Genomic DNA, 19,229 nt, shown 5'->3' on the forward strand with positions numbered 1-19,229 from the left:
TTGAATGTGATGTGCTCTTTATTTCGTTTCTTTCGTCTTTTTTAAATTGCATAAAACCTCCTATTGCTCTGGTAATGCGGTCGCCAAACCTTTACCAGTATACCGCAATAGGAGGTTTTACTCATGCTAAAGCTATTTTTCTTCCCCCAGTAGAACTGGGGGGTTATTTCCACGCCTTAAGGCACCAAAAATAGGCCGGAGCATCCTAAAAATGCTCCGGCCGGTTGACGGATTAAGTTGTGAAATGAAAAAGGGCGCCTATTTGATGGCTTCGACGAAACCAACAAACAGACGCCTGAAAGATCATATGAAATTTTGAGGAAAAATCGCTCTATTCTGCACCCGCAAAAAGGGCGCTTCTCAGGATTTTACCTTTGAATCTGTGAAAGGGGGAGTTCGAATCTCCCCAGTTACCAAAATAACGCGAAAATATCTTTTTTCTGAGTGCGGAATTTGAAAGAAAAAAGGCGGCAGCCCTTTGGTATTCTAAGCGTTGCGCTTAAAATATCCGAATTGTTGCCACCTTCTAGTATGCCCGACTGGATTCGAACCAGCGGCCTTTGGAGTCGGAGTTATCAGGCCGTCAAGCCGGAAAGCCCTGCGGCGCAAGGGCTTGGTTGAGATTGCACAAATTTTCGGCATTTTGAAGAAAAACCTCGGACGCCTTGCAGCGCAGGGCGTCCGAGGTTTTTTGCGGTAATAGTCAAATAGTAGTCTGAGCGGGTCGCAGGTCACGCAGCTCGATTCAACTGAGCAACCTTATCGATGAACTCTTTCATGTCTTCGATATAGGTGTATGGCGCATATTCAGAATAAATCTCGGGAGAGTCCAGAATAACAATTTGAACTCCATCCGCTCTCAATGCCTCCAGTGTTCCGGGTAGGCAGCGGGCCTCGTTGGGCGTCTTGCAGCAGTAGGCAAGACAGCCCCGCTGATCAAAGATTTTTGCAACGATGTATATTTTTTTATCGCCCATTGTCATACTCCTCCAGTTCCTGCAATCTCTTTTGGAAGTCCTGCTCGGTTTTGAGTATATTGGCAGTATACTCCTGATAAAGCTTTTTCCCGATTTCCGGACTTTTGTACTTGTAGACATACTGGTGGCTCCAGAGGTTAAAGTGGTAATCCTTTCCACACCACAGCTGCACTTCTATTGGGTATGCTAAACTATCTCTCTGATAATAAAGGTGAATCGCACGATAACCATCATCTACCTGTTTTCCGTTCCGCAAATCAACGACTCTAAAATAGTCTGGGAAGTCGTTAGGATACTCGTCGAAGCGAAGCCGGAATCCAAGCACATCATTAAAGCACTGCTTAAAGCCGCCGTGGTTAGCGAGCGTCTTTTCATATTTCCGCATGATGGAGTCATCGCTTTTGAAGCGGGAACCTATTAAATTCTCCTGAACCAGTGTATCAATATACCCTGCTCTGTACTTCGCTATATCATCAAGGATCGTATTGGTGTTGCACTTAATGATATCTGCTTCAAACTTCGCCCAAGCGTTGAACGATAAGACAACAAATCAAGAATATCTTTTGGAATAAATAAATTCATCGTTCGTAGAGTACAACTCCCTTTCGGTTCAATTTGTTGGCAAAGCTCTGGCTATCCGCTACACTGTGTTCCCATTCTTCCGGCGTATACAGAAGGAAGTCAATCGGCGTATCAGATTCCGTATCACAATATAAATCCGTCAATAATGACCGTTTGTCCTTTGTCGATGCTATGACACAAAAATCAATATCACTTTTTGCAGTCGCAGTTCCTTTCGCCTGCGAACCGAATAGTAGAATCTTCTCTGGAGCGCAGAGTCGAATGACTTGTTCTCGAATTGCATTTAGCTTTTCCACTATATCGCCCCCATAGCAAATTCTTTATTTGCAGTATAAAGTATAACATGAGGCCCTTAAAAATAAAAGTGATTTTTATGGCAGTTTCTATCACAAACCCGCCTGATTAAATTCAGGCCGGTTTGGTGCCAGTTGACATATTCGCTCACATCGGCTTTGTCGTTATACTGCTTGCGGACTCGGACAAACACAGAGCCGTCACTCTGTTCGGTTTCCTCGGTAATCTGGTACCGGGTGCGGCCTCTGTCCATCATAAGTCACAGGTTTATGCTTTTTCCTTTTTCCCGCGCATCTGCCGCCGGTCCAATGAACGGACCGGCGGCAGATACACAAGATCAATCGTCCAACTCCGCCTCATGCTTGAGGATCGCACCGGAGGCTGCGTCGATCTCGTAGTCATATTCCATATTGCCGGATTTGAACTCGATTTCGTAGACGAGCTTTCCGTCCTCATCATCCAGCTCAATGTCCATGTCATACGCCTGATTTTCACTCACGCCCGCATGGTTCAGGGCGATGGACTTCGCCTTGGCGTAGCCGATATCCTGCACCGCTTTGGACGGCGTAGGCTTTTGACCAGAGGGCTTCGTCGTTTCACTCGATATGGAAACGGCGGCCAATAAATCTTTCTGCCCGCTGAGCACCTTCCCTGTGTAGGCATCCACCAAATACTCGAACTCGCCCCATGCCGTGTGCAGCTCCACCTCATAGTGCGCGGGGAACTCGTCAAGCTCGGGATCGACCTCTGCCGTAACGGAATCCAGCTCCGTTGTTCCGGCATACTGCTCCGCAGCATAGGCGGCGGCAGCTTTGCCGATCGGCATGGCGGGCGCGCCCGCCTCGGCGAGGTCCTTGAGCTCCTCGACCGAGAGCTTCGCCAGCGCGTCAAACTTCAGCGTTGCGTTGAGTGCAAGCACACGGTTCACCAGCGCCGCCTTTCCGGTCGAAATGCTGTTTTCCCGCGCCTGCTGCGTAAGTCCCGCGTCCTGCGTCAGCGTCTGCGTCAGGACGGACGCCCTCGATTCGCTCGTCTGCAAAACACCGTCTACGGTGCTCGTCAATTCACGCTGGAGCTTTTCCGCACGGGCGGTATCCTTGTCCTCCACCGAGATCATGATGGCGGAGGAAATGCTGTTGAGATATCCGTTCCGCACAAGGCTGCCTACGATGGCATTTACTGCCACATCGAGCTTCGCACCCTTGAGGTCCGCGCCGTTGCCCATATCCGCAAGGATGGCCTTCGCGTCCTCGTTGAGCGGCGTGCAGACAAGCACCTTTTCGCTCCGATTCACCTTCAGCTCGATGCTCGGGTTCACGTCCAGCGACACCACGGAGGCTACCGCGTTCGCCCGCTGGTAGAACAGCCCTCCGCCGCCGAGCAGCATCACCGCAAGGCAGGCGGCAATGAGCGATGTCCATTTTCTCTTCGTCGTTTTCTTTGTCGTCATGGGAATGACCGTTCCTTTCCGCTCTTCACAGCGGGAGAGAACGCCGTTCACATCGTTCGGCGCGGTCTTTTCGACCGCCGCGGCCAGACGCTGCTCCATTTTTTCGTTGGTCATTTGGCGTTGTCTCCTTCCAGATAAGCTCGCATTTTTTTCAATGCTCTGTGATATTTCGACAGGACGGTCGGAAGCGGCAGCTCCAGCAGCGCCGCGATCTCCCGGTGCTTCATGCCCGTGACCGCGTGAAGCAGCACGATGCGACGCTCCTCGTCCGCAAGGCTTGCCAGCGCTTGCTGCAAAAGGGTGCGCTCATCGGCGTCCAGTCCACACTCCTGCGCGGGAATGGCGTCCCATTCCTCCTCGCTGAGCGCGGCATGACGCTCCTCGCGCCGCAGGCGCATCAGGCACAGATTGCGGCAGACCGCCAGCAGCCAGCCCATCGGCGAACCGGTTGGGCGGTACTGCTCCGCGCAGTCCCACACCTGTACATAGACGTCCTGCGTAAGGTCCTGCGCGTCATGCGCATTTTTGAGGTAGGAAAGCGCGAGACCGTACACCGCCGAGCGCGTGCGTTGATACAGCTCCGCGAGGGCTTCACGCTCACCGCCGGCAACGCGGAGGATCAACTGCTGCAGCTCGTGCCGATCCTCTGCCGGGGCGTATTCGGTTGTCATCAGCAAGCTGAGCATAGGCTTCCGTCTCCTGTCATCCATGTAATGCACGGAAAGGATAATTTATTGCAGGGCAATTTAAATTTTTTAAAGAAGAATGCAATGGGGCTAGGCAAAGAAGTTCGTCCCCTTTTTACTGCGGAAACAGCAAAAAGAAAAGCCTACCGCAAGCAAGAACGGCAGGCTTTGGTATGCCCGACTGGATTCGAACCAGCGGCCTTTGGAGTCGGAGTCCAACGCTCTATCCAACTGAGCTACGGGCACATATTTCCTTCAACGCTCCATAGTATAGCAAACTTCTACGAAACTGTAAAGCAAAATTTGGTAGAAAAAAGATCGTTAAAAAAATTGACAACTTTTCTTTCATCCTCTACAATAGAGACAATCTATAAATTTGAAAAAAGAGACAGAGCATGAAAAAAGAGAAGATCTCCGACGCCGTGATCCGGCGTCTTCCCCGCTACTATCGCTACCTCGACGAGCTACACGCCAAGGGCATCGTGCGCATCTCCTCCGGCTCGCTCGGCAAGCGTATGGGCATCACCGCCTCACAGATCCGGCAGGATCTGAGCTGCTTCGGCGAATTCGGTCAGCAGGGCTACGGCTACAACATCATGGAGCTGCGCGCCGAGATCGGCCACATCCTCGGCGTGGATGACAAGCGCCGCCTCATCGTCGTCGGCGCGGGCCACCTCGGTCACGCGCTGCTGCAGAACTTTGACTTCGACCAGGGCGGCTTCCTCTTCGACACCGCCTTCGACGTTTCCCCCGCCGTCATCGGCACCACGGTGAACGGCGTCACCATTCGCGGGATGGACGAGCTGGACGCCTACTGCACCGCCAATCACCCCTCCGTCGCGGTGCTGACGGTGCCCAAATGCGTCGCACAGGAGGTCGCTGACCGCCTCATCGCCCTCGGTGTACAGGGCATCTGGAACTTCACCAACGTCGAGCTCAGCGGCAACGTTTTCTTTGAAAACGTCCACTTTGCCGACAGTCTGCTCACGCTCAGCTACCGCATCACCAAGCATTTTTCCCCCGGAGTAAAGGAGCCGAAATGAAAAAACGCACCTTCCTTCTCGCTCTCGTCCTGACCGCGCTCGTGTTTGTCGGCTACGCCGTCGCCGCGGGCGGCGACGCGAGCGATCCTCTCATCTCGCTGGACTTTCTGAACGGCACGTTCCGCCGACAGGCGGAGAAAAGGATCGACGAGGCCGTTACCAAGGCGGATGCCGGCGCGCTCGACGACGCCAAGTCCCGCTGGAATGCCGCGGTCGCGGCGGCGGAGGCCGCTGTCGGCTCCGACTACGCCGCCGTCTTTACCGAAGCGCGCGTCAAGCAGGACGACATTCTCTCCGGCGTCACGGGCTTGCAGGTCATCCCTCTCGCCGGTGAGCTGACCGTTTCCTTTTCCGCCGGCACGGTCGTGGACGTGACCGACGGCAGAGAGCTTACGAGCGGCAGCGCCATTCCCATCAACCACCGCTGCCTCGTCGCCGAGGACACCACGGCGCTGTTCACCTGCACGTCCAAGACCGCCGTGCTCAGCTACTGCGGCAGCTATCACTTCGCCCTTTCCGACAAGCCGGACCGCAACGCGATGGCCGAGGCGCTCCAGTCGCTCTCCCTCTTCCGCGGCACGGGCAGCGGCATCGGCAGCGGCTATGAGCTGGAAAAGGCTCCCACCCGCGCCGAGGCGCTCGTCATGCTCATCCGTATGCTCGGTGAGGAAAAGGCCGCGCTGGCCTGTACGGTCTCCCATCCCTTCATCGATGTGCCGGATTGGTGCGCCCCCTACGTCGCCTACGCCTATGAAAGGGGCTACAGCAACGGCGTGGGAACGGACAGCCTCGGCTATTCCTACTTCGGCACGCAGCAGACGGCCTCCGCCGTCATGTATGTGGAGTTCATGCTCCGCGCGCTCGGCTACAGCTCCACCGCCACCACCAATATTTCCGATGCGCTCGACCGCGCCGTGGCCGCGGGCGTCCTGACTGCCGGCGAGCGCACAGCGCTCCGGTCCTCCGACTTCCTACGCGCGGACGTCGCTTACCTCTCCTACTACGCGCTCTCCGTCCGCACAAGCGGCGGCGCCGCGCTGAGCCGGAAGCTCATCGACGCGGGTGTGTTCACCGATGCAGGCTACCGTGCCGCGCAGGCACTCGTCAAAACCGCGCGGATCGCCTGACACTCTTTTGCACGAGGCGCATACTATGGATTGAGACCGCCACGGCGGCGGCTCTATCTTCATGGGAGGTTGCTTTTATGTGCAATAACGGTTTTGGCGGCGGCGGGTGCTGCTGGATCATCATTATCATTCTGCTCCTGATCTGCTGCTGCGGCTGCGGCGGCGGGTGCGGCAACGGCTGTGGCTGCAACAATGGCTGCGGCTGCAACAACGGCTGCGGCTGCTGAGCATCGACACAAGCTACACAAAGAGGACTGCGCGTGAGCGCAGTCCTCTTTTTTATCAATATTACAGTGATCTTATCCTAAAATGCCCAAATGCTCGAGCAAGATCTTCACGCCGATCAGGATAAGAATGATACCGCCGGTCAGCTCTGCGCGGCTCTTGTAGCGCGAGCCGAAGAGATTGCCGACCCAAACGCCCACGAGCGTGAGCACAAAGGTCGTGCAGCCGATGAGCGTGACGGCGGGCGCGATGCGCACGCCGAGGAAGGCGAACGAGACGCCGACGGCCAGCGCGTCGATGCTCGTGGCGACCGCCAGCGTGAAGAGCTCGCGATAGCGGATGCTCCCGCCGTGCTCGATCTCCTCTTCCTCTTGCTCACGGCTCTCGCGGATCATGCTGCTGCCGATGAAGGCGAGCAGCACAAAGGCGATCCAATGATCCCAGCGCTCGATGTAGCTCGCGAACCGGCTGCCGAGCAGATAGCCCATGAGCGGCATGAGCGCCTGAAAGCCGCCGAAGAACAACGCCAGCAGCAGCGCGTCGCGCTTGTTGATCCTCTCCATGCCGAGGCCCTTGCAGATGGCCACGGCAAAAGCGTCCATCGAAAGGCCGATGCCGATCAGGAACAGTTCAAAAAATCCCACGGTTTGTCCTCCGCACATAAAAAATCAGGTACGTCGCCGCACCCGAAGACAAGACACAGGTACGGCGAAGCCATACTTGAGTCTCGGTGTTTAAGACAAGCCAGGCCTTTCGGCCAGTCTGTTGACTTGCCACGCTCTCGCGCCATCTACTCCCTCAAAGCCTGCACAGTATAGCACAAGGCAAGGGAAAAAGTCAAGGCCGGCCACGCCTCTTTTACAGCACTTTTACCGCTTTGCCGTTTTTCGCAACTTCTCCGTCATTTTCTTGCCGTTAAATGACGGAAATCCGTCAAATACCCTCTTGCTAAATCTGCGGCAGTATGCTAAACTAAAGGTAATTTTAGGAAAGGACCTCCTGTTCTTATGGAATTTTTATCGAATAAGCCGCTTCTGATCACCGATACCATCCTGCGTGACGCGCATCAGTCGCAGGCGGCCACGCGCATGACGCTGGAGGATATGCTCCCCGCCTGCGAGGTGCTCGACTCCATCGGCTACTATTCCCTCGAGTGCTGGGGCGGCGCGACCTTCGACAGCTGCCTGCGCTTCCTGAACGAGGACCCATGGGAGCGCCTGCGCCAGTTGCGCGCGCACCTGCCGCACACGAAGCTGCAGATGCTCTTCCGCGGTCAGAACATTCTCGGCTACAAGCACTATGCCGACGACGTGGTGGACGAGTTCTGCGCCAAGAGCATTGAAAACGGCATCGATATCATTCGCATTTTCGACGCGCTCAACGACGTGCGCAATCTGGAGCAGGCCATCAAGTCCACCAAGAAATACGGTGGACAGGTCGAGGCGACTCTTTCCTATACCATTTCTCCCATCCACAACGAGGACTATTTTGTCAAGCTCGGCCGCGAGCTGGAGGAGATGGGCGCGGACGCCCTGTGCATCAAGGACATGGCGAACCTCCTGCTGCCGATGGACGCCTACTCCCTCGTCAAGCGCCTGAAGGAGACCGTCAGCATTCCCATCCACCTGCACACCCACAACACCAGCGGCACGGGCGACATGGTCTATCTCATGGCGGCGATGGCCGGCGTGGACATCGTGGATACCGCGCTCTCCCCGCTCGCCAACGGCACCTCCCAGCCCGCGACGGAATCCCTCGTCGCCACGCTCCGTGGCACCGTGCGCGACACGGGTCTGGACCTCGGCAAGATGAGCGAGGCCGCCGTCCACTTCCGTAAGGTCGCCGAGCGCCTCAAGGCAAGCGGCGCGCTCGATCCCAAGGTGCTCAACGTCGACACCAACACCCTGCTCTATCAGGTGCCCGGCGGTATGCTCTCCAACCTCATCTCGCAGCTCAAGCAGGCAGGCAAGGAGGACAAGTATTACGACGTGCTCGCCGAGATCCCCCGCGTGCGTGAGGACTTCGGCTATCCCCCGCTGGTCACGCCGTCGAGCCAGATCGTCGGCACGCAGGCCGTGATGAACATTATCTTCGGCGAGCGCTACAAGAACTTCCCGAAGGAATCCCGTGCCATGCTGCGCGGCGAGTACGGCAAGCTGCCCGGCACGGTCAACGAGGAGGTGCGCGCCAAGGCGGGCATCAAGCCCGAGGACGTCATCACCTGCCGCCACGCCGACCTCATTGAGCCGGAGCTGCCGAAGTACCGCGAGCAGTACAAGGGCCTCGCCCGCAGCGAGGAGGACGTGCTCTCCCTCGCCCTCTTCCCGCAGGTGGCGGAGAAGTTCATCAAGCTGCGCAACACGCGCCATCCGCTCGGCCAGCGCTTCATCAAGCCGCTCGAGCACGCGGAGAAGGTTGAGCGCCACATCGCGCCGCTCTCCCGCAAAAAGTAACGAACGCCCGAAATGAGACAGCCTCGGCTGTCTCATTTCTTTTGCGCAAAAATTGTCGAAGCGCAGAAGGCCGTCAAGGGCCGATATCCCGACACCGAGCGAGTTCGTCACCGAGGTCTGCTATCCCGTAAGGAAAAAGTGAATGGATCTCCGCCGTTTCGTCCGTTTTCTCATACTTTGGTATGATTTACATTTCCGTTTGAACGTGTATAGTGGAGATACCCGAGATAAAACCATGCCATTATGCTTTACGGAGGATGAAACGTGCCGGAGATCATCATTAAATCCGCCATCGCGGAACGCTTTGAACACTTCATGGTCGGAGGGCGCGTTCTCTTTTTCAGCGCCCCTGCGGCTTCGGTAAGACCGCGCTCGCCGAGACTCTGCTGCGCGGGCAGGACGTTTTGCACCTGTCCGCCGGTGACGAGGGCCTCGCGCTCCCGCCTGCCGACGGCAGGTGGCGCGTTCTGCTGCTCGACGACCTGCAGAATATGCAGGACGAGAACGACTGGAACGCCCTGTGCGAGCTGATCCGCTCCGGATCGGACCGCTGCTTCGTGCTGCTCTCCCGCGGCGCGCCGCCGGGCTGTCTGATCGCCTTCCGGTACAGCGAAATGGAAAAATACTACCGTGCGCTGCCCAAAGCAATACGATAAAGCCGCCGGTTCGATAAACGAACCGGCGGCTTTTCCGTCGAGAATGGCGCGTCCTCTTATGCCTTATGCCGCCCTCAGAGCGTGGGCGGGCGGTCCTGCACCGCCGCCACAAGCAGGACGGTCAGACCGATATAAACCGCGCAGGCCAGCGCGACCAGCGCGCACACCACGATGCACAAAGCCTGTGCCGAGCGGTCATGCCGCAGATACCTGCGGCACAGCACGATGCCGCCCAGCGCCAGCAAAAGCAGCACAACGGCTAACCAAAGAGGCATATCGTCCTCCTTATTCCGCCGCGCCCGTCAAGGCGGGGCTTTCCGTTATCAGATCCAGAAGATTGCCCATACCGGTCAGCGAGGCGGTGAACCACTTGCGGATGCCGTCGATGTCCCGCAGATCCAGCTCCTCCGGAACGCCCGCAAACACATACCGGGTGTTCAGGGCCAGCGTCAGATCGCCGTCACGTAGGATAAGACCGCACAGCTTGGCACTGTTGGAAGATGCCTCCAGCTTCTGCACCAGGTCACGCAGCTGCGGTGTGACCTGATCGTCCGCCTCCCGGCCATCCGCCGTGTGAGCGGCAAAGTGCTTCCGGAAGGCGGCAGGGTCGGTGATGTCGTCCTTCTTCCGTTCTTGAAACAGGTCGTTCAGGGCGATGTCCAGCGTCGGGTCGCAGATGTCCTTGCAGCGGACCACGATGCCGCGGAACAGCGTCTCGGTTCGGGTCATCCAGTTGTCGTTGTCGGGGCCGGACTTCTCCTCCACCGTGCGGCGCAGCTCCACGTTGGCCGCGGAGAACCGCAGCCCCTTGTGCTCGCCCTCGTGGAAGTCCGTCACGGTACACTCCGTAAAGGGGACCGCCGACAGCTTTGCCGCCGCCAAGTACGCCCAGTCGATGGGCAGTGTGGCCGGCTCCGGCTCCGGACCGAAGGCTTTTGTCAGCTCCGTGCGGAAGAAGCCGCCCAGCTGCTGCTGCATCAGAGCTTTTTTCTTCGTTTGAGCGGGCTTGGCCACCAGCAGAAACAGTGCCACGCCGGGGAACGCCAAAGCGCAGACCAAAAAGGGGTCACGCTGTATAAACATCGAAATACACCCGGCGATCACCAGTAAAACGCCCAGCGATATGCTGATGCTCTCCGTTCTCTGATAGCCTCCCAACTGCTTCGACAGCTCCGCGTCGGTCATCCGTTCCGTGCCGATCGGCTCGAATTTATCTTTTTTTGTTTTCATGGCTGCCCTCCATCATGTCTGCTCCGTCAGGCTGTCATCCGCCGGCGGCTCATCGACCACGCGGCTCTCGCGGAAATAGGAGTCGGACGGCCGGTAGAGATAGCCGGCGTTCTTTTCCCACTCCCACACGATGTAGGATTCGCTCATGTCCTCGTGGAAGATCGTGAGCCGCAGGTCGCTGTTGTAGTCTCCGCTGAAGTCGCTGAGGGACATCTCGCCGAACTGCCAGTCCTCATCGCCAAGCTCGTCAGTCGGAAGCACGGCGGTGTCAAACAGCTCGTGCTTTTCATTGTTGTAATAGAAATACAGCGCTTTGGGGCCGAGGCAGGCGCACACATCGATCTCCTCCCCGTCCCGCGCGACCGTGCCGTAGGCATCGACCACGCCGGTGGTGCGCCAGTCGCCGCCCGCTTTGTCGCCGTCCTGATTGCCGCAGGCGGTCAGGCTCAGGCAGAGGAGCGCCGCGAGCAGCAGTGCAAGGCGTTTTTTCATTCGTTTCATCCGGTTCCTTCACGCTCCTTCCGTCATTCCATCCAATAGTATGTGCCTTCGTCGTCCCACACCAGAGCATCGTCGTCCAGCTCGAACACGCGGTAGGATACACCGTCGTGCAGGGCGGAATCCGCATAGTAGATGCTGGTCTCGTCGACAGAATAGGAAAAGGTCCCATAGTCCGTCTCCACGGGCTCGGCGCCGGGAGCGCGCCGGTAATAGCTCCAGCGTCCGATATCGTCGATCCGGATATAGGTCTCCGCCGCAAGGTCGCCGTCGGGATACCAGACGCCCTCGAACTGGCAGGCGTCGTGCTGATAGAGCTCATCGCTCCAGACGTCGGTGGAGACGCCGGCGGAGACGTCCGCGCCGTCTATGCGGTAAAAGACGCCGTCGAAATGTCCACCCTCGCTGTAGCATCCGGCAACGCCGCTTGAGATCGTAAAGCTGCCGCCGTCAGGCGCGGGACAGAGATAGGCACGGCTGCCGTTGTCGTAGAGGTAAGGCCCCATGCCCTGCCACTCGTCTCTGGCGGTGCCCTCCGCGGAATAGCGCGGCGCCTGAGCGGTATATTCGCCCGCCGCGGCATCGATCACAATGGTCTCGCCCGCTGCGTTCTGCCAGCTCCCGTCCAGATCCTCCAGCGTCCACACCGTGAGCTCCGCCGCGTCGTCGCGGCGGAAGGTATGGTGGTCGATGCTCGGCGTATCGCTGCCGCCGCTGCCGTTCTGGTTTGGCAGCAGTACGCCGTCCTCGCGCAGATAGAAGTCGTACAGGAAGCCGGCGTAATTGATCATGGGCTTGCCGGTCTCGTCGGTAAATTCGCCGTATCCGGTGGGGCCGTAAGCGGAATGGTAGATGTACCAGCCGTTCCCGCTGTCGAAATAGAGCATGGAAAGGCCGTCGACGCTCCACATTCCGTCAAGGAATTCCATATCGGTCACCAGCGTGTTTCCCTTTGCGGTCTCCTCCGGTGATGCCAGGTCGTCCTCCGGGCTGCCGCAGGCGGTCAGGCTCAGGCAGAGGAGCAGCGTCAGCAGAAGGGACCGGTATTTTTTCCGCGTCTTCATCGCCACTTCCCTCCCCGCTGCTTATGTTCTCTGGTAATAGTCGTTCTCGCCGCCCCAGTACATCGCGTTATCATCCGCCAGATAGGCGTCGTAGCTTACACCCTCATACGCGTCGGATACCGCCTCGTATTGGCTGTCTCCGTTCGCGCGGAGCGTCCCGTAGTCGGCCTCGCTCCAATCGCCCTCGGCCGAGCGCTCGTACAGCGTCCAGATGCCGGAGCCGTCGAACTCGATCCAGCTCGCGGCATTCACGTCGCCGTCCAGATACCACATACCCGCCAGCGCGGAAACATCGTCGGCAGCGCCCGTGTCCGACGCGTCCATGTCGCCGGCGGAGGCGTCCTTCTCAAAGCCGCCGAAGCCTTCGATCTGCAGCGTGCCGTCGTCGGCCAGCCAGCAGTGGTGGGCCCAGCCGTCGAACTCGTTGTAGAAATAATCGCCGCTGTACTCCTGCGAGAACTGGACAAAGCCGCTTGCCTCTATGCTCCCGTCCTGATACAGATCAAAGCGGACCTCATCTCCGCTATCGGCCATCGCCACGATCAGCTCGCTGTTGTTGTCCGCGTCGACCCAGGTGCCCCAGTACATGGCATAGTTCGTCGCCAGCTCGGAGTCCTTGACCATCCCCTCAAAGGAATCCGGGGTGTTGACCTCATTGCCGCTGTAGTCCTCGCTGCCGTCGTCGATGGTATCGCCGCTGCCGCCGCAGGCGGTCAGGCACAGGCACAGCACCAGCGCCAGCAGCAGGGAATAATAGCTTTTTCGATTCTTCATCGTTTTTCTCTCCTTTTTTGATCCAGATCGTTTGCTTCAATGCTCCTGCTCCGCCATGGAAAGGAGCTCGTCGTGGCTCAGCTCCACGCTTCCGAAGCGGACGAAGATGCCGTTGGTCACGGCGCTGCTCCATACCCGCAGGTCGGAAAGGGAGCGGAAGCGGGTCTTGTCGAGATACGGTTTCATGTCCAGAAGCAGGCGGCTGCCAGATACGAAATCGACCTGCAGAATGTGGTCCGGCAGCGGTTCAACGGCTGACAGGTATCTCCGGTTCAAGCGTGCGTCCTCCTTTTTCAGCGTATTGGGGGATAAAAGATCCACCGTACCTTCATTGTACGGCGGATGAAAACGGAAAACCATTAACCAAAGGTTAGGTCTTTCGCGCAGGCGCGTATTCTTTTCAAAAAGGCTGCCGCGCCCCATTGCCAACCGTCCGGAGCTGTGGTATGCTGAGCGCAAGAAATCGTGCGAGGAACGGATGTGCTCAGCATGGCAGCATTTGATGATTTCATGAAGCTGGATATTCGCGTCGGCACGATCACGGACGCAAAGGTCTTTGCAAAGGCGCGGAAGCCGGCCTATCAGCTGATGCTTGATTTCGGCGGCGAGATCGGCACGAAAAGATCATCGGCGCAGATAACCGACCGCTATAAGCCGGAGGAGCTGATCGGCAAGCAGGTGCTGGCCGTCGTCAATTTCCCGCCGCGGCAGATCGCCGATTTCATGTCGGAGGTCCTTGTCCTCGGCACATACAGCGAGGGCGGCGTCGTGCTGGTCACACCGGACAAGAAGGTCCAAAACGGCGATAAGCTGGGCTGACGCGGAGAAAGCCAAACAAAGGAAAGCGGAGGAAACCATATGCTCAGCCTGCGAAATGCGACAGAAGCTGATCTCGGAGAGATCCGGAGAATATACGAATACGCACAAGACTACATGATCCGGTCGGGAAATCCCACCCAATGGGGTCGCTCTTATCCGAGCGCGGACCTGATCCGGTCCGACCTTCAAAAAAAGGTCTGCAAGGTGATATACGATGAGACCGGCATACACGGGGTATTTGCCCTGTTTGATGGCGCGGAGCCAACCTACGCACACATCGAGGAGGGCGAATGGTTGAACGACGAGCCCTACGTCACGATCCATCGGCTGGCCGGTGACGGGCGGGTCCACGGGCTGTTCCAATGCGCCGCTGATCATTGCAAAAGCATTTCCCCCAATGTCCGCGTCGATACCCACGCCAACAATACGACGATGCAGCGGCTGATCGAGAAGAGCGGCTTTAAGAAGTGCGGGATCATCCATGTCAGGGACGGCTCACCCCGGATCGCATACCATTGGACGGCGCGGTGATTTTCTCGCGCCGGGCGCCGGTGCGCGGACGGCAGTACACCGCGACAGCTTATGCCGCGGCCTTTCCGTCGCTCCCGATCACTCCGGCTTTATCGTTGAGCCTTATTCGATTTTAATTTCCGCAAGGACCTTCTGCGGCTCGACCCACGGATGACCGACAATGCCAACAATGCGCAAGCGTTTCGCTTGCGCATTGTTCTTCCGGCTGATACAATGGACCTCACGCGGGGCGCCGCGCGGAAAGCCGCAAAACGGCTGGATCCGGCGGAGCCGACCGCTTGCGAAGCGGCAAGCGGCGGTATATAATACAGAAAAGCACGGCAAAGGAGGCGGGACGATGCTGAAAATAGCCATTTGCGACGACGACGCCGGAGACCGCGAGCGGATCGCGGAGGACCTCCGCGTTTACGCGGCCGCGCATCAGGAGCACGGCATCGAGACGACCGTCTATTCCTCCGCCTTTGCGATGCTGGACGCCTTTGAGAAGGCCGGCTGTCCGGATATCGCCCTGCTGGACATTTGTATGCCCGGAATGCTGGGGACAGAGCTGGCGCGGGACATCCTCCGGTGCAGCGAAAATACGGACATCCTTTTCCTGACGACCAGCTCGGATTACGCGGTGGACGCCTTCGCGCTCCACGCCGCGGACTACATTCAAAAGCCGTACACGCAGGAAAAGCTCAGCGCCTCGCTGGACCGTGTGATCGCCCTACGGCAGGAGCGGACATGGCTCCTGCTCCCCTGCGAGGGCGAGCTGCACCGCGTCGCGCTGGAGGACGTGCTGTACATCGAGACCGACGGCAAGCGGCGCAGCTTCTCTCTGGCCTCCGGCCGGAAGCTGACGGCGCGGCTGACCGCCGCCCAGCTGCAGGACTGTCTGGCGGGACGGCGCGGCATGATCCCGTGCGGGGCCTCCTACGTTGTGAACCTTGCACACGTCCGCTGCTTTTCCGGCACGGACCTTATCATGGACGGCGGCGAGCGCATTCCCGTTCCGCGGCGGCTGCGCGCCCAAATTAAGCAGGCATACTTTGATTTCTACTTAGAGGAGGTCAGAAACGGATGACGGATCCCCGCTACATCGGAACGATCCTCTATGTGGGACTGGCGATCTTTGCGGCGCTGCTGGCGGCCGGGCTGCTGATGCAGGAGCGACGCTGGTCCGTGCCAAGGACAGCGCTGCTATGGGGCGCGGAGGGACTTATCCTTCTGTTGGATTTGTACCTGTGCTTCGGCCTGCTGCCGGCGCCGCTGCGGCTGCCGGTGTCGCTGACGGTCGGCTTTCTCAGCTATTCCGCCGTTTTCATTGCGGTGTCCGCGGACGGCTTCTGGAAAAAGGTCTTTCTGCTCATCACGTTTTTCTGCGTGTGCTGCATCTCCTGGTCCGGCGGCCTTTACCTGTGCTATTTTCTTTTGCCCGACCGCCCGATGGCGGTCAAATACCTTGTGCGCACCGCGCTCCATATTGTCACGGCGCTGCCGATCCTGCTCGCCTACCGGAAATACGGCAGGCCGCTGCTCCGCGAGGTCAGCGGCTTTCGGAAGCAGAGCTGGAAACTCCTGAGCGCCGTTTCCGCGATCTATTTTTTTCTGTTCATAGCCCTCATGTCAAGGATACGGTTGGACGACGGAGTGGAGCCGGATACCCTGTTCGCTTTCTGCTCCACGGTATGCACCTACGCCTCGGTCAGCGTTTTGAGCATCGGCACCATTTTTTATATGCGCAGAGACGCCAGAGAAGCGCTCGTCAAGCAGAAGCTGGAATACCTGACGAGCTATGTGGAGACCGTCGGCCGGGCGGAGCGGGAGAGTCGCCGCATCCGCCACGACAAGCGGCACCACGACGCCTGCATCGCCGCCATGGCGCGCGCGGGTGACACCGACGGCATCCTGCGCTATCTTGAGCAGGAGCAGGCGGTCGCCGAGAACTTCCCCGCGTGGTGCCCGCACCCCATGGTCAACGAGCTGCTGCGCTCCTACGCCGAAAAGGCGAAGGCGGCGGGCGTGGCGTTCACCGCGCAGGCGGACACTCCGGCGCAGTCCGACGTCGCCGACGTGGACTTTGTCGCCATCCTCGCGAACCTTCTGGAAAACGCCCTCAACGCCTGTACCGCGGCGCACAGCGCCGGCCCCATCCGCGTCCACATCCGAAACGTCGGGAAAAAGACAGTCCTCGCGGTGAGCAACCCCTGCGTCAACTTGAAGCTGGAAAACGGCCTGCCCGCGGAGCGGAGCGTCGGGATCGACAGCATCGTTTCCGCCGCCGAGCGCTATCAGGGTGAGGTACACTACAAAGTTGAAGCCGGCGTCTGCACCGCCTGCGTCATTCTCAATCCATAGATACGGAATCCGGAAAACCTCCCGAGGGCGGTTTTCTTTTTTGCCCGCGACCAATTCGGGAGGCAGAACGACCAATTTCGGTATTTTTGCTCCGGCGGAGCGCAGCTGTGCTATGCTGTCTCCGGAAAAGGAAGAATGCCGTCCGCCGGCGACAGCGCAGGGACGCGGAAAGGACAATCTTTATGAACTGGCCTTGGAAGAAGAAAAAGCTCTCCTTTGCGGAGACTGCCAAATTCAACTGGGAAGCGGACACCAACGAGGAGCTGCGGCAAAAGCTCAACGAGCTGGCAAAGCAATATCCGACGCTGCGGGAGGGCGAGTACCGTGAAAAGCTCCTGTCGCTGTTCCGGGAGCGGGGGCTGGACCTCAACGCCGAGCAGCTGGATATGCTGCTGCTTCTGCGGCAGAAAACGGATCAGATGCTGCTCGAGCGGAGGGCGGAGCGGCAGGAGGACAAGCCATAGTCTCCGGCCGGCCCGGTCTGCCGCGGCCGGCGGCAACGGAAGATCTTTATGCGGAGGGGCACGATGAACATTCAAAAGACAGTAAGCGGAACGACCCTGACGGTCGCTCTGGAGGGAAGATTGGACACGACGACCGCGCCGAAGCTGGAGGAGGAGCTCCGCGGCAGCGTCGATGGCGTCTCGCGCCTTGTGTTTGATCTGGAAAAGCTGGAGTATATCTCCTCCGCGGGGCTTCGCGTGCTGCTTGCGATGCAGAAGCTCATGAACCGACAGGGCGTGATGCTGCTCCGGAACGTGAATGAGGCCGTGATGGAGGTGTTTGAGGTCACGGGCTTTTCCGATATCCTTCGCATCGAATGAGCGTTCGTTCGGGAGCGCAGCGGAAAAAGAACGGATGAGCGGGAGGAAATGAGTATGCTGACATCGAAAAAGAAAGGCTATCGGCTGTCGCCGGAGACCGTGGATCTTCTTTCGCAGGAGTTCGCGGATTCTCTGACGGAGGCGGAGGCGGACCGAAAGGATATCCTGCGGCTTCGCCTCTCGCTGGAGGAGATCCTGGAGAGCTGGTCCTCCGCGCTCCCCGGCGCGCCGGTCACCTTCTGCGCGAAAAAGCGTCTGGGCAGGCAGCGGGTCGAGATCCGCGTCGAGGGGAAGGAGCTTCAGGCCGACGACGTGCTGAAAAACTGCTTGCTCTCCAGCCGCCTGCTGGCGCAGGCGGGCCTTACGCTGACGCAGAGCTATCAAAACGGTGAAAACTGTCTGACCGTCGAGCCGCCCAGAAAGCGGAAGCTGGGGCAGATGCAGAAGCTCCTGCTCGCCATCGTGTCGGCGGTCGTCCTCGGGCTGCTGCAGCGCCTGCTTCCCGCGAGCGCGCAGGCGGGCGTCCGGGCCGTGACCGACCCGCTCTTTACGCTGATCCTAAACCTGCTGCGCACCATCTCCTCGCCGATGATCTTCCTGGCGATCTGCTGGGGCATTTTCAACATCGGCGATATGACCATGATGGGAAGGATCGGGAAGAAAGTGATCGGCCGCATTGCGGCGCTGAGCTTCCTCGTCAGCGCGGGAGCGACCGTCTGCCTTTTATGGCTTTTCCCGCTGGAGCTGTCCTCGGGCGGCGCGGCGCTGAGCGGATTCTCGACCATCTATCAGATCATTCTGGATATCGTTCCCTCGGATATCATCTCTCCGTTCCTGAACGGTAACACGCTGCAGATCATCTTTCTGGGCGCCGCCGTCGGCATCGCCCTGCTGATCCTAGGCGACCGTGCCGCCGCCGTCCGCACGTTCATTGAGCAGACGAACGAGGTGGTCCAGTTCCTCATGGAGGCCATCGGCGACCTGATCCCGCTTTTCGTATTTTTCAGTCTGTTCGCTCTGCTGGGCTCCGACTTCGGCTCCGAGCTCTCGGGCATCCTCAAGGCCATCGTCATCACCTATGCACTTTGCCCGCTGATGTGTCTCGTATTCATCGGCATCCTTGCCGCGCGGCGCCGGGTGAGTTTCCGGCTGCTTGTGCAAAAGCTGCTGCCGACCTTCCTCATCGGTCTCACCACGGCGTCGTCCTCCGCGGCGTTCGCCACCAATTTAGAGACCTGCGAGAAGAAGCTGGGTATCCCGCCGATGCTCGCGCATTTCGCCGTGCCCCTGGAACAGGTCCTCTATATGCCCAGCGTTGCGGTCGCTTTTGTGGCGACCTGCCTGTGCATGGCGGAAAATTTCGGCACGGCCATCACGCCCGCGTGGCTCCTCACGATGATCGTTGTGACCGGGCTTTTGTCGCTGGCGATGCCGCCCATCCCCGGCGGCGCGCTGACCTGCTACACGGTCATGTTCACCCAGCTCGGCATCCCCGGCGAGGCCCTCGCTCTGGCTGTCGCGATCAATTCCATGATCGACTTTATCGCGACGGCATCCAACCTGACCTGCCTGCAGGTCGAGGTCACGACCGTCGCAGGCCAGCTGGGAATGCTGGATACGGAACGTCTCAAAAACCCGGGATAGGCCCGCGCACCG

Annotated in this window: 25 protein-coding genes and 1 tRNA gene; 12 read left to right on the plus strand and 14 right to left on the minus strand. The window is 58.8% G+C overall.

Going from position 1 to position 19,229, the window contains the following annotated elements:
• Positions 1-731 precede the first annotated feature (731 nt).
• From KQI17_RS08945 to KQI17_RS08970, 6 genes are all read right to left on the minus strand, one after another.
• On the minus strand, positions 732-977 hold the full coding sequence (locus tag KQI17_RS08945) for a DUF6718 family protein (protein ID WP_216495817.1): 246 nt from the start codon (positions 975-977) through the stop codon (positions 732-734).
• Positions 967-1,362, minus strand: coding sequence for a hypothetical protein (locus tag KQI17_RS13635; RefSeq protein WP_253285749.1), 396 nt, complete (start codon positions 1,360-1,362; stop codon positions 967-969). Before KQI17_RS13635 ends, KQI17_RS08945 begins: the two co-directional genes overlap by 11 nt.
• Before the next feature lie 193 nt (positions 1,363-1,555).
• Complete coding sequence (locus KQI17_RS08955) at positions 1,556-1,855, minus strand: nucleotidyltransferase domain-containing protein (protein WP_216495818.1); 300 nt, start codon at positions 1,853-1,855, stop codon at positions 1,556-1,558.
• 335 nt (positions 1,856-2,190) lie between these two features.
• The gene (locus tag KQI17_RS13640) at positions 2,191-3,417 is read right to left on the minus strand and encodes a PepSY domain-containing protein (RefSeq protein WP_253285750.1); all 1,227 of its coding nucleotides are present in this window, start codon (positions 3,415-3,417) and stop codon (positions 2,191-2,193) included.
• A complete protein-coding gene (locus tag KQI17_RS08965; RefSeq protein WP_253285751.1) occupies positions 3,414-3,974 on the minus strand; it encodes an RNA polymerase sigma factor in 561 nt (186 codons plus the stop codon). Before KQI17_RS08965 ends, KQI17_RS13640 begins: the two co-directional genes overlap by 4 nt.
• 184 nt (positions 3,975-4,158) lie before the next feature.
• Positions 4,159-4,235: transfer RNA gene (locus KQI17_RS08970), tRNA-Arg, on the minus strand.
• Between the two features lie 149 nt (positions 4,236-4,384).
• Here KQI17_RS08970 and KQI17_RS08975 point away from each other — a divergent pair.
• The 3 genes from KQI17_RS08975 (at position 4,385) to KQI17_RS08985 (ending at position 6,386) form a co-directional block, all read left to right on the plus strand.
• On the plus strand, positions 4,385-5,032 hold the full coding sequence (locus KQI17_RS08975) for a redox-sensing transcriptional repressor Rex (protein WP_216495820.1): 648 nt from the start codon (positions 4,385-4,387) through the stop codon (positions 5,030-5,032).
• On the plus strand, positions 5,029-6,159 hold the full coding sequence (locus KQI17_RS08980) for an S-layer homology domain-containing protein (RefSeq protein WP_216495821.1): 1,131 nt from the start codon (positions 5,029-5,031) through the stop codon (positions 6,157-6,159). Before KQI17_RS08975 ends, KQI17_RS08980 begins: the two co-directional genes overlap by 4 nt.
• Positions 6,160-6,236: 77 nt before the next feature.
• Entirely contained in the window at positions 6,237-6,386 is a 150-nt protein-coding gene (locus KQI17_RS08985; RefSeq protein WP_022018892.1) for a hypothetical protein, read from the plus strand.
• A 72-nt stretch (positions 6,387-6,458) separates the two neighbouring features.
• On the opposite strand, the gene KQI17_RS08990 is transcribed toward KQI17_RS08985, so the two are convergent.
• On the minus strand, positions 6,459-6,986 hold the full coding sequence (locus KQI17_RS08990; protein WP_253285754.1) for a manganese efflux pump MntP family protein: 528 nt from the start codon (positions 6,984-6,986) through the stop codon (positions 6,459-6,461).
• 405 nt (positions 6,987-7,391) lie between these two features.
• Here KQI17_RS08990 and KQI17_RS08995 point away from each other — a divergent pair, with 405 nt between their 5' ends.
• Positions 7,392-8,837 carry a pyruvate carboxylase subunit B gene (locus KQI17_RS08995; protein WP_216495823.1) on the plus strand — a complete coding sequence of 482 codons (1,446 nt, stop codon included), beginning with the start codon at positions 7,392-7,394 and terminating at the stop codon, positions 8,835-8,837.
• A gap of 248 nt (positions 8,838-9,085) precedes the next feature.
• On the opposite strand, the gene KQI17_RS09000 is transcribed toward KQI17_RS08995, so the two are convergent.
• Positions 9,086-9,247: a hypothetical protein gene (locus KQI17_RS09000; protein WP_216495824.1), complete on the minus strand. Its 162-nt coding sequence runs from the start codon at positions 9,245-9,247 to the stop codon at positions 9,086-9,088.
• Here KQI17_RS09000 and KQI17_RS09005 point away from each other — a divergent pair.
• Positions 9,242-9,493 carry a hypothetical protein gene (locus tag KQI17_RS09005; protein ID WP_216495825.1) on the plus strand — a complete coding sequence of 84 codons (252 nt, stop codon included), beginning with the start codon at positions 9,242-9,244 and terminating at the stop codon, positions 9,491-9,493. The genes KQI17_RS09000 and KQI17_RS09005 overlap by 6 nt on opposite strands.
• A gap of 74 nt (positions 9,494-9,567) precedes the next feature.
• Here KQI17_RS09005 and KQI17_RS09010 read toward each other — a convergent pair whose 3' ends face one another.
• Genes KQI17_RS09010 through KQI17_RS09035 form a run of 6 tightly spaced genes read right to left on the minus strand, consistent with a single transcriptional unit; the run spans position 9,568 to position 13,335 of the window.
• Entirely contained in the window at positions 9,568-9,768 is a 201-nt protein-coding gene (locus KQI17_RS09010) for a hypothetical protein (RefSeq protein ID WP_216495826.1), read from the minus strand.
• A 10-nt stretch (positions 9,769-9,778) separates the two neighbouring features.
• Positions 9,779-10,723, minus strand: coding sequence for a hypothetical protein (locus KQI17_RS09015; RefSeq protein WP_216495827.1), 945 nt, complete (start codon positions 10,721-10,723; stop codon positions 9,779-9,781).
• A 12-nt stretch (positions 10,724-10,735) separates the two neighbouring features.
• Positions 10,736-11,215 (minus strand): hypothetical protein, encoded by a 480-nt coding sequence (locus KQI17_RS09020; protein WP_216495828.1) that lies wholly within the window; start codon positions 11,213-11,215, stop codon positions 10,736-10,738.
• A gap of 32 nt (positions 11,216-11,247) precedes the next feature.
• Positions 11,248-12,285 carry a hypothetical protein gene (locus tag KQI17_RS09025; RefSeq protein WP_216495829.1) on the minus strand — a complete coding sequence of 346 codons (1,038 nt, stop codon included), beginning with the start codon at positions 12,283-12,285 and terminating at the stop codon, positions 11,248-11,250.
• A 21-nt stretch (positions 12,286-12,306) separates the two neighbouring features.
• Entirely contained in the window at positions 12,307-13,059 is a 753-nt protein-coding gene (locus KQI17_RS09030; RefSeq protein ID WP_216495830.1) for a hypothetical protein, read from the minus strand.
• 36 nt (positions 13,060-13,095) lie between these two features.
• Positions 13,096-13,335 carry a hypothetical protein gene (locus tag KQI17_RS09035; protein WP_216495831.1) on the minus strand — a complete coding sequence of 80 codons (240 nt, stop codon included), beginning with the start codon at positions 13,333-13,335 and terminating at the stop codon, positions 13,096-13,098.
• Between the two features lie 213 nt (positions 13,336-13,548).
• On the opposite strand from KQI17_RS09035, the gene KQI17_RS09040 reads away from it, so the two are divergent.
• The 7 genes from KQI17_RS09040 to KQI17_RS09070 all read left to right on the plus strand — a co-directional run bounded on the left by KQI17_RS09040 (position 13,549) and on the right by KQI17_RS09070 (position 19,217).
• Positions 13,549-13,878, plus strand: a complete 330-nt coding sequence (locus KQI17_RS09040) for a tRNA-binding protein (RefSeq protein ID WP_216495832.1) — start codon at positions 13,549-13,551, stop codon at positions 13,876-13,878.
• 114 nt (positions 13,879-13,992) lie between these two features.
• Entirely contained in the window at positions 13,993-14,409 is a 417-nt protein-coding gene (locus KQI17_RS09045) for an N-acetyltransferase (RefSeq protein ID WP_253285752.1), read from the plus strand.
• Positions 14,410-14,746: 337 nt separating this feature from the next.
• Positions 14,747-15,475, plus strand: coding sequence for a LytTR family DNA-binding domain-containing protein (locus tag KQI17_RS09050; RefSeq protein WP_216495834.1), 729 nt, complete (start codon positions 14,747-14,749; stop codon positions 15,473-15,475).
• Complete coding sequence (locus KQI17_RS09055) at positions 15,472-16,749, plus strand: sensor histidine kinase (protein WP_216495835.1); 1,278 nt, start codon at positions 15,472-15,474, stop codon at positions 16,747-16,749. The genes KQI17_RS09050 and KQI17_RS09055 overlap by 4 nt, the downstream gene beginning before the upstream one ends.
• 182 nt (positions 16,750-16,931) lie before the next feature.
• The gene (locus KQI17_RS09060; protein ID WP_216495836.1) at positions 16,932-17,213 is read left to right on the plus strand and encodes a hypothetical protein; all 282 of its coding nucleotides are present in this window, start codon (positions 16,932-16,934) and stop codon (positions 17,211-17,213) included.
• A gap of 63 nt (positions 17,214-17,276) precedes the next feature.
• The gene (locus KQI17_RS09065; protein ID WP_216495837.1) at positions 17,277-17,573 is read left to right on the plus strand and encodes an STAS domain-containing protein; all 297 of its coding nucleotides are present in this window, start codon (positions 17,277-17,279) and stop codon (positions 17,571-17,573) included.
• Between the two features lie 54 nt (positions 17,574-17,627).
• Positions 17,628-19,217 (plus strand): dicarboxylate/amino acid:cation symporter, encoded by a 1,590-nt coding sequence (locus tag KQI17_RS09070; protein WP_216495838.1) that lies wholly within the window; start codon positions 17,628-17,630, stop codon positions 19,215-19,217.
• Positions 19,218-19,229: the final 12 nt, after the last annotated feature.

The sequence above is a fragment of the Oscillibacter sp. MSJ-31 genome (assembly GCF_018918025.1).
In the GTDB taxonomy this organism is placed as follows: domain Bacteria; phylum Bacillota; class Clostridia; order Oscillospirales; family Oscillospiraceae; genus Hominicoprocola.

What these genes read in the sequence shown, in the direction of transcription:
- KQI17_RS08945 (WP_216495817.1), bottom strand. Translation starts at nt 977, where the DNA reads ATGGGCGATAAAAAAATATACATCGTTGCAAAAATCTTTGATCAGCGG.
- KQI17_RS13635 (WP_253285749.1), bottom strand. Translation starts at nt 1,362, where the DNA reads ATGCGGAAATATGAAAAGACGCTCGCTAACCACGGCGGCTTTAAGCAG.
- KQI17_RS13640 (WP_253285750.1), bottom strand. Translation starts at nt 3,417, where the DNA reads ATGACCAACGAAAAAATGGAGCAGCGTCTGGCCGCGGCGGTCGAAAAG.
- KQI17_RS08965 (WP_253285751.1), bottom strand. Translation starts at nt 3,974, where the DNA reads ATGACAACCGAATACGCCCCGGCAGAGGATCGGCACGAGCTGCAGCAG.
- KQI17_RS08975 (WP_216495820.1), top strand. Translation starts at nt 4,385, where the DNA reads ATGAAAAAAGAGAAGATCTCCGACGCCGTGATCCGGCGTCTTCCCCGC.
- KQI17_RS08980 (WP_216495821.1), top strand. Translation starts at nt 5,029, where the DNA reads ATGAAAAAACGCACCTTCCTTCTCGCTCTCGTCCTGACCGCGCTCGTG.
- KQI17_RS08985 (WP_022018892.1), top strand. Translation starts at nt 6,237, where the DNA reads ATGTGCAATAACGGTTTTGGCGGCGGCGGGTGCTGCTGGATCATCATT.
- KQI17_RS08990 (WP_253285754.1), bottom strand. Translation starts at nt 6,986, where the DNA reads ATGGACGCTTTTGCCGTGGCCATCTGCAAGGGCCTCGGCATGGAGAGG.
- KQI17_RS08995 (WP_216495823.1), top strand. Translation starts at nt 7,392, where the DNA reads ATGGAATTTTTATCGAATAAGCCGCTTCTGATCACCGATACCATCCTG.
- KQI17_RS09010 (WP_216495826.1), bottom strand. Translation starts at nt 9,768, where the DNA reads ATGCCTCTTTGGTTAGCCGTTGTGCTGCTTTTGCTGGCGCTGGGCGGC.
- KQI17_RS09015 (WP_216495827.1), bottom strand. Translation starts at nt 10,723, where the DNA reads ATGAAAACAAAAAAAGATAAATTCGAGCCGATCGGCACGGAACGGATG.
- KQI17_RS09020 (WP_216495828.1), bottom strand. Translation starts at nt 11,215, where the DNA reads ATGAAAAAACGCCTTGCACTGCTGCTCGCGGCGCTCCTCTGCCTGAGC.
- KQI17_RS09025 (WP_216495829.1), bottom strand. Translation starts at nt 12,285, where the DNA reads ATGAAGACGCGGAAAAAATACCGGTCCCTTCTGCTGACGCTGCTCCTC.
- KQI17_RS09030 (WP_216495830.1), bottom strand. Translation starts at nt 13,059, where the DNA reads ATGAAGAATCGAAAAAGCTATTATTCCCTGCTGCTGGCGCTGGTGCTG.
- KQI17_RS09040 (WP_216495832.1), top strand. Translation starts at nt 13,549, where the DNA reads ATGGCAGCATTTGATGATTTCATGAAGCTGGATATTCGCGTCGGCACG.
- KQI17_RS09045 (WP_253285752.1), top strand. Translation starts at nt 13,993, where the DNA reads ATGATCCGGTCGGGAAATCCCACCCAATGGGGTCGCTCTTATCCGAGC.
- KQI17_RS09050 (WP_216495834.1), top strand. Translation starts at nt 14,747, where the DNA reads ATGCTGAAAATAGCCATTTGCGACGACGACGCCGGAGACCGCGAGCGG.
- KQI17_RS09055 (WP_216495835.1), top strand. Translation starts at nt 15,472, where the DNA reads ATGACGGATCCCCGCTACATCGGAACGATCCTCTATGTGGGACTGGCG.
- KQI17_RS09060 (WP_216495836.1), top strand. Translation starts at nt 16,932, where the DNA reads ATGAACTGGCCTTGGAAGAAGAAAAAGCTCTCCTTTGCGGAGACTGCC.
- KQI17_RS09065 (WP_216495837.1), top strand. Translation starts at nt 17,277, where the DNA reads ATGAACATTCAAAAGACAGTAAGCGGAACGACCCTGACGGTCGCTCTG.
- KQI17_RS09070 (WP_216495838.1), top strand. Translation starts at nt 17,628, where the DNA reads ATGCTGACATCGAAAAAGAAAGGCTATCGGCTGTCGCCGGAGACCGTG.